We start from the raw sequence: 12,592 nt of genomic DNA on the forward strand, positions 1-12,592 counted from the left end.
ATCCAACGCGATACAGATGCAGAGCGAATCCGAAATTGCTTCGCTGTTTCTCGGATACTCAACCCTTCTTCTTCCATCGTAAATATCACTTTACGTCTAAAATCAATTGAATAGCTCATATAAATAATGTCATCAAAATTAAGTCGCTTAGCTATAATGGCATTATCAACTAACCGGGTGTTTTCTTGCATGATGACCGTATCAACGCCAGAGGGGATCGGCGCTCCTGTCATAATGCGAATACAAGACTTGGCTGGCAGCGGATCGCGAAAAGCAGAACCAGCTAGCGCTGTACCCGCAACAACCAATGGGGCGGGCGTCATACCAATGATTAAAGCGTATTGCATAACCATCCATGGCTGAATTATCGAATGGAGGGACATTAATTAGCGATATAATTTCTCTGGCAGTAATGCGATTAATTGATTCTGTTAGTGGGATAATTTCTTTTTCTGCAATTAAGGTGATTAGGGTAAATATATTATTTAATACTTCCTTCAGCGATAATAATTGGTCGGTATGATAATGCTCCATATTTGGCTCCAAATAATACTAGCGTTTTGATTGATATTGGGATAATTTTGCCAAATATTTTCAGTGCATTATGACAACAATCTCACTTATTAACAAAGAAGTTATCTACTATAAAAAATAATAAATATTAGATAAAAAATAGAGCTGACTGAAATTACATGCTTAATATTAAAATTTGCCGCAGCAAATTATTTGTATATTAAGCTTGCATCAAGCAAAATATTTTTTATAAATTTATTCATCAAACCGATCTGTTACAAACATGTAAGATAAAAGAGATATTCAGTCCGTTTAATTTATCACCAGAACAGTTATTAATTATGAAATATTTATCGGAAGAGGATGGAATCAATTAAACTATTATTTCTGATAAGTTAATTCAACATGTTAAAAAATCAGTTATGAATCAACTGAAAAAGAAATTAATAATCTGATAAAAATACAAAATAGTCTAAATAATGCCGATCTTTTTTTAATAATTATTCAATTTCGACTATTTTTTGCGTTCTTATCGATTTTGTGCTCTTAATGATCGTTCAGCCAGTCTTTCATAACAGGAAAACTATCACCGAACATTTTTTAATCTTTACATGCTTAAACAATAGGCTATTAAAAATCTGAACGCTGTGCTTAAAATAATTTCTTTGCTGCCACCCACAAGAAATAATAATATAAATATACAAAAATGACGGCCACTATTTATTGTGTTGTGATATTAAAGCAATCAATTTTGCTAGCTAACAGGATCATCTTTTTTGATAAAATATTTAGTCTCAACTCGATGGGTTTAAAATGAGGCTATAGTCAGTAAATTGATTATTTTTAGTAATATAAATTGATTTTTTATATAAATGAACAGAAAAAACAAACAATAAATAGTGACTCTGATATGAAAATTAGCGCGATATAAAAATATTTTGTTAGGATAGGCTATTGTAATGGGATAATGGTATCCATTTATTGAATGTTTAGTTAAATTAATGCTGAATTTTATTGTTGGAGAAATGCATGTCATCGCTCAGTCAAGAAGCGCATCTTGTTCGTAAAGCACTAGAAGCTCGTGGTCTTGAAACCCCTCTTTTCGGTCAATCTCTTTCCTCAAATGAGCGTAAACAACAGATTGAAGGGCACATGAGTGAAATTATACGTTTACTTCATCTCGATCTTAAAGATGATAGCTTAGTGGAAACACCTAAGCGCGTTGCTAAAATGTATGTTGACGAAATTTTCTCAGGCCTCGATTATAATAATTTTCCTAAAATTACTTTGATCGAAAATAAAATGGATTTCGACGAAATGGTAACGGTTCGCGATATTACGTTAACGAGTGTTTGTGAGCATCATTTTGTCACTATCGATGGTAAGGCGACAGTGGCCTATATTCCAAAGGATAAAGTGATTGGTTTATCTAAAATTAATCGTATTGTTCAATTTTTTTCTCAACGGCCACAAGTTCAGGAGCGTTTGATCCAGCAGATTTTAATTGCGCTACAAACTTTATTAGGTACAAGTAATGTCGCGGTTTCAATTGATGCTGTTCATTATTGTGTGAAAGCCAGAGGCGTTCGTGATGTAAGCAGCACTATGACAACCTCGCTAGGTGGTTTATTTAAATCAAGTCAAAATACCCGTCAGGAGTTTTTAAGCAATATTTCTTGCCTGCGTTACCGCTAATTAATGTTTGTTATTAAAGCCAGACGGCAGCGGATTGAACAAATTGATCTGCTGCGTGCAAGCGCTATTTTTGGAATTTTGCTGGTTAATATTTTTGTTTTTGCGCTACCTGAATTAGCTTATGTGAATCCAGTTTATGTTGCTAGCACAACAGCCGGGGATATTTGGTGCTGGGTATTTTTGAATATCTTTGTGCAGGGAAAATTTCTGGCAATTTTTAGTTTGTTATTTGGTGCAAGTTTTGAATTTTTGTCTAAGCAGGGTTTATATTGGAATCAAATTCGTCTGTTTCTATTGGCTATTATTGGTCTTCTGCATGGCATTGGGTTGTGGGATGGGGATATTCTATTGCCTTATGCTTTGAAGGGGCTATTGGCAATAAAATTTATTCATTTTAATAACACTAGGCAGCTCTATTATAAATCTATTGTTATTTATTTATCCGACTTAATTATTTTTGGCAGTTTTAGTTATTTTACCCATGTTTCGTCATTTTGGTATCCAGCAGAAAATGATTTTACTAATGAGATCAACATTAAAATAGCGGGCGGATCGAAAGCGTTCTTATATCGAGCTGAATCGGTAGCACAAAGATTAATTATGTTAGTGATCGATTATGGTTGGCAGTTATTGGCATTAATGATGGCTGGTGCAGCATTAGTGAGAATTGGTGGTTAACGGGAAATTTTTCTTTGTTTCATTATCGCTATGTTGCTTATTGGACAATCCCATTAACTATTTTTATTCAACTCTGTTCTATTGCCATTGAGTATTATAGCTAAGCGACTTAATTTTGATTACACCATATTGAGTGCGAACAAAATATCTGTGTCGCATCCGAGCGCTCTTTTTTTGCATTTAGCTTGTGTCCATTTATGTTCAATTGGATTAAGATCTGGCGAATAGGTAGGCAAATATTCCACCATATGCCCCGCATCGATGATGACTTGTTGAATACTCTTTTTCTTGTGAAAAGTTGTATTATCCATCATGATTACACTGTTTTTAGGAAGTACTGGGATAAGGACTTGGGTGACCCATCCATAGAAAACATCGCTGTTAATATTGATATCAAATAATCCGATAGCAAACAGCGTTGTGCCCAATAAAGCGCCGATAACATTTGTTCTTCCTTTATCTCCCCAGTTCTTGAGACCAACACACCGTTGACCTTTCGGGGAATAACCGTGAGTCCGCTGGGTATCGTGTGAAAAACTACTTTCATCAATAAAAACAATATGCTTGCCTTCTTTTTCATACTGTTGTTTTTTTGTTGAAACGTTTGTCGAGTGTTTTCGTCGGCTTTTGGATGACGTAAAGTTTTTTTATAGGTCAATCCCATTTTTTTAAGAGCTTGCCAAATGGCCTTCTGACAAACGCCAAAAGGCTCTGCACGCTCTTTTTGGTAAGCATCTGGATAAATTGTTTAATATCTTTTATCAACTCGGCTTTATCGATTTTCGCTGACGCGTAGTCGATGCTTTTGGCTCTATTTGATTAATCCAACGCGATAGAAATGCAGAGCCAATCCGAAATTGCTTCGCTGTTTCTCGGATACTTCAACCCTTCTTATTCCATAGTAAATATCACTTTACGTCTAAAATCAATTGAATAGCTCATATAAATAATGTCATCAAAATTAAGTCCCTTAGCTATACTGGCGAAAGAAGGCGGTGTACTGAAAAAATTGTTACGGATATTTAAAGGCAGATTAGGCGGGCCAATCGGGAAAGGCAAACAATATATTCCCTGGATTCATATTGATGACGTCGTCAATGCGATTAATTACCTGCTTGAATCACCTTCATTATCTGGTGTGTTTAATATTACTTCACCCTACCCGGTACATAATGATCAGTTCAGTGCAATACTGACCGAAGTACTTAATCGTCCGGCAGTGATTAGAACGCCAGAATTTGTTACTAAATCGATTATGGGCGAATCTGCAGCATTAATGTTAGGTGGGCAACAAGCGATTCGAAAGCGTCTTGAAGAAGATGGATTTAAATTTCACTATATTGAATTAAAAGAAGCATTAGAGTCATTACTGTTAACTACGTCGCAAGAGACCATTACTTAATACCTTGCCAACGAGTAAATAAGGTTTGTGGTAAGGTGATACCATATTGATCTAATATTCGATTGACAGTTTGATCGACAATGTCCTGTACGGTTTCTGGCTGATGATAAAAGGCCGGCATCGGTGGAAAAATTATCGCGCCAATTTCTATGACATTCATCATTAATCTCAAATGACCTAAGTGCAAAGGTGTTTCCCTGACACCCAAGATTAATTTACGCTTCTCTTTTAAAACCACATCAGCCGCCCGCGTAATTAATGTATCGTTATAACTGTTGGCAATACCAGATAACGTTTTTATTGAACACGGCATAATAATCATACCGGAGGTAATAAATGAACCAGAAGAAATCGCCGCAGCAATGTCTCTCTCTTCAGAGACAACATCAGCCATTGCTAAAATATCGCGTAGGCGATAAGAGGTCTCGAGCGCTATAGTCTGGTTAGCTGCTGCACTGACAATTAAATGTGTTTCAACCTCAGCAACAGAATGTAAAATTTCAAGTAAACGAATACCGTAAATTGCACCACTAGCGCCTGTCAATCCGATAATTATTCTCTGCATCATTTTTGCTCAATAATAACGATAAAATAGATTTCAGTATTGTCAGCTTAACGATATCCGTTAAAGTCTAATTTAATTCAAACGATAACAAGAAGTTAGCCTTCGTTGTAAATTTCCAAATTTTCAATCTCATTATGTTCTTTTAGCTGATCGTCCTTACGCAGATTTTCCAGATAATCCAAGTAAGCTTGATCAATATCCTTGGTAACATAAACCCCATTAAAAACCGAACACTCGAAAGTGGTGATATCGGGATTTTCTTCCCTGACTGCGGCAATCAGATCAGTAAGATCCTGAAAAATTAAATCATCAGCACCAATAAGTTGACGAATTTCATCTACTTCACGCCCATGGGCAATCAATTCATTAGCGGACGGCATATTAATACCATAAACGTTCAGAAAACGAACTTCTGGTGATGCCGAAGCAAAATAGACCTTTTTGGCCCCAGATTCGGGTGCTAACTCAACAATTTGTTCAGAGGTTGTTCCGCGCACAATAGAGTCATCGACTAATAAAAGATTTTTACGACGGAATTCGGCTCGATTGACATTCAGTTTACGACGTACCGACTTGCGTCTCTCCTGCTGTCCCGGCATGATAAAAGTGCGTCCCAGATAACGATTTTTAAAAAAACCTTGGCGATAGGGTTTACTCAAAATATAAGCTATTTCCAGTGCGCTATCACAAGATGTTTCAGGGATCGGGATCATAACATCAATCTCTAAATCCTGCCATTGACCGGCAATTTTGGCGCCCAATTTTTGCCCCATCCGCAACCGAGCTTTATTAACCGATACTTTATCGGTAAAAGAATCTGGTCTGGCTAAATAGACAAACTCAAACAGACAAGGGGTTAATTGTGGATTTTCTGCACATTGCCGACTATAAAGCTCTCCCTGTTCAGTAATATAAATTGCTTCACCTGGCGCAACATCACGCAAGAACTCAAAACTAAGGGTATCTAAAGCGATACTTTCCGAAGCAACCATGTACTCATTTTGACCGTCTTCCAATGTGCGCTTACCCAGCACCAGAGGGCGGATACCAAATGGGTCACGACACGCTACTAAACCAGGGCCAATAATCATTGCAACACAAGAATAAGCGCCACAAACTTTGTTATGCATCGCAGGAATAGCGGTAAAAATATTTTCTGCAGTCAGCGGAAAATGATCAAATTGATTCAATTCATGGGCAAGCACATTGAGCAAGATTTCTGAATCTGAAGAAGTATTTACATGACGACGGGCCGTTTCAAATAACGTTTTTCTTAATTCATGTGCATTGGTCAAATTACCATTATGGGTCAATGTAATACCAAAAGAAGAATTAACATAAAAAGGTTGCGCTTCGGAAGCGCTGGAGCTACCCGCGGTTGGGTAACGCACATGGCGAATTCTCATTTTACCCCGTAAACGCAGCATATGGCGGGCAGCAAATACATCTTTTACTAAACCATTCGATTTACGTAGGCGAAATTGCTTATTTTCATCAATTGTTGCAATATCTGCAGCATCTTGCCCACGATGTTTAAGCACTGTTAGCGCATCATAAATTGATTGTTTAACTGCTTTAAAACCAGCAATACCGACAATACCGCACATCTACTTTTTCCTTATCAACCAAACGGAGTGATATTTTTAGGTAAAAAACTTGACGTATTTTTTAAATAATCAAAAAACCATCTAATAATATGACTAAATTGGGGTATCAATTCAGAACGTTGCCAATCTTCACTTTTTCGGAAGGGTGTAAAAGTATCCATTAAAAACAGGATTGCCGATACAATTAATATACCGCGTAATACACCAAAACAGACGCCTAACACGCGATCAGTACCTGATAATCCTGTTCGCTCAACTAACGAGCTAATCACATAATTGACTACCGCACCCACAATTAAAGTGGCGATAAATAAAATTGCAATCGAAATACCATTTCTAATCAGCGTGTCATCGAAGCGGGTGAGATAAGTCGCCAGATAAGGATAAAATTGGCTGGCAACAAAAAAAGCACAACCCCAAGTAATAAATGACAAAGCTTCTCGTAAAAAACCACGAATTAAAGTAACCAAAGCCGAAAAGCAAATAATGGCAATAATAGCGTAATCAATCCAAACCATAATTTTAATCCAAAAAATTAAACATTCAGCATGGTCGAACGCATTCTAGCAGAAAACGAAAACCTTTTCGTTAGATATTTTGCTGAATGAAAAGTAACAATAAAATGCGGCGCAAAGATAAATCATGATCGCCGCAGGAATAATTAATATAACTTTTCAGTATCAATATGTTTTATCTATTAGTACATACCCATTTTACGGTTTATAACCGCGTATTTGTCCCTGTAAGCCGGTTAAATCTTTCAATTCCGACAAACTGGATTGCAATTTATCTCTCGAAGCATTCGGGCCAACAAAAATTCGAGTTAATTGACCATTAATTGGTAATGATGGCTCGGTATAACCCTGGTAGCCAGATAAACGTAATTTAGCAATAATTTCTTCCACTTTTGCTGCATTTTTCAGTACTGCCAAACTGAATAACATAAGCCCGCGCCTGCGGTACTTGAGTTTTCTCATTTGACTTAGTGATATGTTTTGGCACTAGCACGGGTTTTTCAACTTTGACAGCTGGTTTAAACTTTCCTTGTTGCTGAGCGGAAAGACTATCTGCTGATTTGGCCTTCGAATCAGAAGTGGCCTCAGAAATCATGGCTTCTGCAGCGCTCGCTGAAGATGTCTGTAGTGGCTTCGGATTAATCGGCGCAATAGGTTCAATTTCATATTCATCGCTGGCTTTAGGCACCAAAGGGATCGCTGCAAATTCAGTCTCATTATATTTCTTATTACCATCCAATAATATTGGTAATACAATCACACCAACTGCAACAATAAGGATCGTTCCCACCAAACGGTTTTGAAACTTACTGGCCAATCAAACTTTCCTCTTTTGTCTGCAGTTCCATAACCTCTGCAACAGTATGAAATGAGCCACAAACCAACACAATGTCCTGTTTGTCAGCCTCGGCCATAGCCTGCAACCAGGCATCTTTGACCGTCGCAAATTGATATGGCGATTTAACATACAGCGCTAATTGCGCTGCATCGGCACCGCGTATCTCACTTAATGAAGCGAGATACCATTTATCAACCTGAGCAGCCAAATAAGATAAAGTACTTTTTATATCTTTATCGGCTAACATCGCTACAACTGCATGAACTTTAGTATTTTTCTGCCTGGGTAAGCGAGCTAGTCTATCGGCTAAATAAGCTGCCGCATGGGGATTGTGCGCAACATCTAAAATTACACAAGGTTGCTCGCAGATAATTTGAAAACGTCCTGGTAATTTCGCCTTAATCAATCCCTGCTGAATAGCAGACAATGATATCGCCTGCCCAATAGCATCACCCTGTTTGATTAAACAATCAATAATTCCTAATGCGGTTGCAGCATTGGCCAGTGGGACATTTGGCACAGGTAACTGGTTAAAATCGTGATCATGGGATCGCCAATGCCAATGATTATTTTGTAGCTCAAATTGCCAATCTACCCCACAACGAAATAACTTTGCTCCTAAGGTTTGAGCCACTTGATTAATCGACTGCGGCATATCCGGTTCACCCAAAACCACATAGCGCCCTGAGCGAAAAATACCGGCTTTTTCGTAACCAATCTGTTCACGATCAGCACCAAGCCAGTCAATGTGATCCAATGCAATGCTAGTGATGGCAGCAATATCCGCATCGACGATATTGGTTGCATCTAACCGACCACCCAAACCAACTTCTAAAATAACCACATCAAGTTTAGCTTGTTTAAATAACTGTAAAGCAGCTAAGGTGCCATATTCAAAATAGGTCAGCGTTGTTGTGCCGCGTTTCGATTCAATATCGGCAAAAACCCGACAAAATTCAGCTTCAGCTAACATTTTACCCTGGATCCTAACACGCTCAGTATAATCTAACAGGTGAGGAGAACTATAAACGCCGACTTTTAATCCTGCTTCGATTAAAATCGATTCCAATGTATGGCAAGTCGTTCCTTTACCATTAGTGCCAGCAACAGTAACGACTTTCGGCGCGGGATATAAAAGATCCAGCTGTCGAGCGACGACCCCAACCCGCTCAAGCCCCATATCGATAATTTTGCTATGCTGCTGGGTTAAATAAGTTAACCAGGCAGCTAAAGAAGAGGTTACCCCTGGTATCATTAAGGGTTCATATATCTTCTCATTTTTGATCTGATTTGTTGTCAATTTCAGGTTTCTCACGATAGGGTTGCTCCAGTTCATCGTCGACTAAGTTAATAACATCAATTTGACTTGCATCTTGAACGGTTTGATGAGTGAGCATTGCCAGTATTTCGGCTAATTTATCCCTCATTTCAGGCCGTCTGACAATCATATCAATCGCACCTTTTTCAATCAGAAATTCACTGCGCTGAAAACCTGGTGGTAATTTTTCACGAACCGTTTGCTCAATAACCCGAGGACCAGCAAAGCCGATTAACGCTTTAGGTTCGGCAACATTAATATCGCCTAACATGGCTAAACTTGCTGATACACCGCCCATAGTTGGATCGGTAAGTACTGAGATATAGGGAAGTCCTCGTTCCTGCATCTTCGCCAGTGCCGCACTGGTCTTTGCCATTTGCATCAAGGACATTAATGCTTCTTGCATGCGAGCACCGCCACTGGCAGAAAAACAAACTAACGGACAATTATCTTCCAGTGCTTGCTCTACCGCACGCACAAAACGTGCACCAACAACTGAAGCCATTGAGCCGCCCATAAAAGCAAATTCAAAAGCGGCTACAATGACCGGCATAGCTTTAAGCGAGCCTTTCATCATGATTAAAGCATCTTTTTCATGTGTCGCTTTTTGTGCTGCTGATATGCGATCTTTATATTTCTTGGAATCACGAAATTTTAAAATATCTTTCGGCTCTAATTCACTACCTAATTCAGCCGTGGTTCCTTCATCAAGAAAAGAGGCCAGACGTTGACGGGCCGAAATACGCATATGATGATCACATTTTGGGCATACGGCTAAATTACTTTCTAATTCAGCGCGATAGAGTACTTTCCCGCAGCTATCACATTTTGTCCAAACCCCTTCAGGGATACTCGCTTTACGGGTCTGGCTAATATTGCTTTTATTAAGAATCTTTTCAATCCAGCTCATTAATAGGCCTTTCTGTCTGAAATTACATTATCAGTCTCATTATTATGTTAATCATTAAACCACAATGACAAAGCATAGTGGATAAAAAACTGATCAAACCTGCTAATGACTATCTATTTTTTGTTTAACAACCTGTTTTTCTTTTATTGATGATCGACGATAACGTCAAATCTCAATAATACCCGAAAGAATAGAAATTAAAATAATTGCCACAATTAATAATTTTAAATTCTGCTGAACAATTGGCAAATCACCAAAAAAGTAACCCGCGTAAGTAAATAATAGAACCCATATTAAAGCCCCGGCCACATTATAAAAAGCAAAACGCCGATATGACATTTTTCCCATCCCTGCGACAAATGGAGCAAACGTTCTAATGATAGGTATAAATCTAGCTAAAATAATCGCTTTACCACCATGTTTTCATAAAATTGGTTTGTTTTTTCCAAATAAACCCGTCAAAAATTTTTGAATTAAGATTGCTAAATAGACGCTCGCCGAATAAACGACCAATAGTATAATTAACCGCATCACCAATAATTGCTGCAATAATTATTAATACTAGCATTTAATGAACATTAAGATCATTGCTCTCCAGTGCCGTTAATGCCCCAGCAACAAATAATAGGGAGTCACCCGGTAAAAAAGGCGTAACAATTAATCCAGTTTCACAAAATACTATCAAAAATAGAATGGCATATAGCCAAATGCCATATTCAGCAACCAGCTCAGCTAAATGAAGATCGATGTGTATAATAAAATTAATAATAAAAGTAATAAATTCCATAAAAAATCCAACAGTTGACAGCTTCAGCGCTGTCTAATTAAACGCAAAATTAAATTCATTATTCTGGTAAAAAAAGTGGTCCTACGATCGTTGTAGGTAATTTATATTTTGCTGGATAATCGACAGCAACTAAATAGAGCCCCTCTGCTTTTGCAGTCGCCGCCGCTTTTGTTCTATCTTTCAATGCTAAAAGCTCTGCTACCCAACTAATATCCTGATCACCACACCCTACTGCTAGCAAACTACCAACAATATTGCGTACCATATGATGAAGAAAGGCATTAGCTTTAATGTCAACCACAATATAGTCACCATAACGGTTGACATGAACATGCTTTATATTACGCCAAGGTGATTTAGATTGACATTGAATAGCCCTGAATGAAGTAAAATCCTGCTCCCCAACCAATGCCTGAGCGGCAAGATGCATTTTTTCCGCATCTAAGGGGGCATGGTAATGCGTTACGCCTGCGGCTAATATCGCAGGTCTAAGTTGATGATTGAAAATAATATAACGATATCGACGCGCGGTGGCAGAAAAACGAGCATGAAAATCTGGCTCAACAATTTTGCACCACTGTACTGCAATGTCGGATGGTAAGTAACTATTAACCCCCATCGTCCAGGCAGAATCTTTACGTATGGCAGATGTTTCAAAATGGATAACCTGACCAGTCGCATGCACACCTGCATCAGTGCGCCCGGCACAATAAACGTGGATAGATTCATTGGCAACTTTTGTTAGCGCGAACTCGAAACAAGCTTGAATACTTTTTACCTGTTGTTGACGCTGCCAGCCATAATAATGGCTACCATCATACTCAATGCCTAACGCAATTTTAGCCATCGACAAATGGGGTTGCTTCTCCAACATTAATAATATTGCTCCTGCATTAATCGCTCCGCAGTTTCTATTAACATTCGAGCACCACCAAATTGGGTATTATCGGCAACCGACCAAAACTGTAATATCTTAGGTGCACCATCATCGTTAGGCATACAACCAATACTTAATCGATCACTACCTGAAGCATCGGTTACTTGAGTTGGAAAATCATCTTCGCAAACTAGCTCAATATCATCAAATTGAGCAATTTCTTGCCAGGATTCTTGTACAGTCATTGGACGTAATATTTCCACATGAACCACTTGTGCATTGCGATAAAAAACCGGTGCTTGTAAGCAACTGACAATAATGGATAACCCATCATTTTGTAAAATTTTACGCACTTGATTAACTAAACTGCGCTCCTGTGGTCATCATCACTTAATAATGGTAATAGATTAAATGCTAGCTGCTTAATCAAACTTTCATTATCAACGGGTAAACCCTTTAATAATCGGGCACTTTGACCCGCCAATTCATCTACTGCACTTTTTCCATATACCGAAACTGAAAACAGATTGGTTAAAATTAAACGATGAATGCCGGCAACATTAATGAGCAGTTTAACGGCGACTAACAATTGACTGACATAGCTATCAGCAACGGCAATAATATTACGGTTACGATAATTAGCCAAGAGATGGGGATTAACACTCGGCACCACTAATGGAATATCTGGCTCCAGCGCAAATAAACCACTACTATCAATGACAATACAACCATCTTGCGCTGCTTGCTCTGCATAACGAGCGGACGCTTCCTTACCATCAACAAAAAAGCTATAGCTAAGCGACTTAATTTTGATGACATTATTTATATGAGCTATTCAATTGATTTTAGACGTAAAGTGATATTTACGATGGAAGAAGAAGGGTTGA

At 38.2% G+C, this 12,592-nt stretch carries 8 protein-coding genes and 8 pseudogenes; 3 read left to right on the forward strand and 13 right to left on the reverse strand.

Going from position 1 to position 12,592, the window contains the following annotated elements; translation table 11 throughout:
- Together ARSQ2_RS05325 and ARSQ2_RS14750 are read right to left on the reverse strand one after the other, a co-directional pair.
- Positions 1-353 (reverse strand): annotated as a pseudogene (locus tag ARSQ2_RS05325) (hypothetical protein); the annotation flags it as partial.
- A 22-nt stretch (positions 354-375) separates the two neighbouring features.
- Positions 376-534 (reverse strand): annotated as a pseudogene (locus ARSQ2_RS14750) (molybdopterin molybdotransferase MoeA); the annotation flags it as partial.
- 1,008 nt (positions 535-1,542) lie between these two features.
- Between ARSQ2_RS14750 and folE the strand changes: the two are divergent.
- Both folE and ARSQ2_RS05335 read left to right on the forward strand, forming a co-directional pair.
- The gene (gene folE, locus ARSQ2_RS05330; protein WP_181994615.1) at positions 1,543-2,208 is read left to right on the forward strand and encodes a GTP cyclohydrolase I FolE; all 666 of its coding nucleotides are present in this window, start codon (positions 1,543-1,545) and stop codon (positions 2,206-2,208) included.
- A 3-nt stretch (positions 2,209-2,211) separates the two neighbouring features.
- Entirely contained in the window at positions 2,212-2,886 is a 675-nt protein-coding gene (locus ARSQ2_RS05335) for an acyltransferase family protein (protein WP_181994616.1), read from the forward strand.
- 236 nt (positions 2,887-3,122) lie between these two features.
- Here the strand turns inward: ARSQ2_RS05335 and ARSQ2_RS05340 are convergent.
- Positions 3,123-3,446: pseudogene (locus ARSQ2_RS05340) on the reverse strand (transposase); the annotation flags it as partial.
- A gap of 65 nt (positions 3,447-3,511) precedes the next feature.
- Positions 3,512-3,631: pseudogene (locus tag ARSQ2_RS14755) on the reverse strand (IS630 transposase-related protein); the annotation flags it as partial.
- Between the two features lie 231 nt (positions 3,632-3,862).
- On the opposite strand from ARSQ2_RS14755, the pseudogene ARSQ2_RS05350 reads away from it, so the two are divergent.
- Positions 3,863-4,288, forward strand: a pseudogene (locus tag ARSQ2_RS05350) (DUF1731 domain-containing protein); the annotation flags it as partial.
- Here the strand turns inward: ARSQ2_RS05350 and ARSQ2_RS05355 are convergent.
- The 9 genes and pseudogenes from ARSQ2_RS05355 to ARSQ2_RS05395 form a co-directional block, all read right to left on the reverse strand.
- On the reverse strand, positions 4,281-4,853 hold the full coding sequence (locus ARSQ2_RS05355) for a UbiX family flavin prenyltransferase (RefSeq protein WP_181994618.1): 573 nt from the start codon (positions 4,851-4,853) through the stop codon (positions 4,281-4,283). The pseudogene ARSQ2_RS05350 and the gene ARSQ2_RS05355 sit on opposite strands and share 8 nt — an antisense overlap.
- A gap of 95 nt (positions 4,854-4,948) precedes the next feature.
- Positions 4,949-6,460, reverse strand: coding sequence for an amidophosphoribosyltransferase (gene purF / locus ARSQ2_RS05360; protein WP_181994619.1), 1,512 nt, complete (start codon positions 6,458-6,460; stop codon positions 4,949-4,951).
- 14 nt (positions 6,461-6,474) lie between these two features.
- Positions 6,475-6,978, reverse strand: a complete 504-nt coding sequence (cvpA, locus tag ARSQ2_RS05365; protein ID WP_181994620.1) for a colicin V production protein — start codon at positions 6,976-6,978, stop codon at positions 6,475-6,477.
- A 195-nt stretch (positions 6,979-7,173) separates the two neighbouring features.
- A pseudogene (locus ARSQ2_RS05370) lies at positions 7,174-7,792 on the reverse strand (SPOR domain-containing protein).
- Entirely contained in the window at positions 7,782-9,068 is a 1,287-nt protein-coding gene (gene folC, locus ARSQ2_RS05375; RefSeq protein ID WP_181994624.1) for a bifunctional tetrahydrofolate synthase/dihydrofolate synthase, read from the reverse strand. Before folC ends, ARSQ2_RS05370 begins: the two are co-directional and overlap by 11 nt.
- Positions 9,069-9,087: 19 nt before the next feature.
- Positions 9,088-10,041 (reverse strand): acetyl-CoA carboxylase, carboxyltransferase subunit beta, encoded by a 954-nt coding sequence (gene accD, locus ARSQ2_RS05380; RefSeq protein ID WP_181994621.1) that lies wholly within the window; start codon positions 10,039-10,041, stop codon positions 9,088-9,090.
- A 165-nt stretch (positions 10,042-10,206) separates the two neighbouring features.
- Positions 10,207-10,828: pseudogene (locus ARSQ2_RS05385) on the reverse strand (DedA family protein).
- Positions 10,829-10,886: 58 nt separating this feature from the next.
- Entirely contained in the window at positions 10,887-11,702 is an 816-nt protein-coding gene (gene truA, locus ARSQ2_RS05390; RefSeq protein WP_181994622.1) for a tRNA pseudouridine(38-40) synthase TruA, read from the reverse strand.
- Positions 11,702-12,495, reverse strand: a pseudogene (locus ARSQ2_RS05395) (aspartate-semialdehyde dehydrogenase); the annotation flags it as partial. The gene truA and the pseudogene ARSQ2_RS05395, both read right to left, overlap by 1 nt.
- Between the last annotated feature and the right edge of the window lie 97 nt (positions 12,496-12,592).

It is taken from the genome of Arsenophonus endosymbiont of Bemisia tabaci Q2, from assembly GCF_902713415.1.
Lineage (GTDB): Bacteria > Pseudomonadota > Gammaproteobacteria > Enterobacterales > Enterobacteriaceae > Arsenophonus.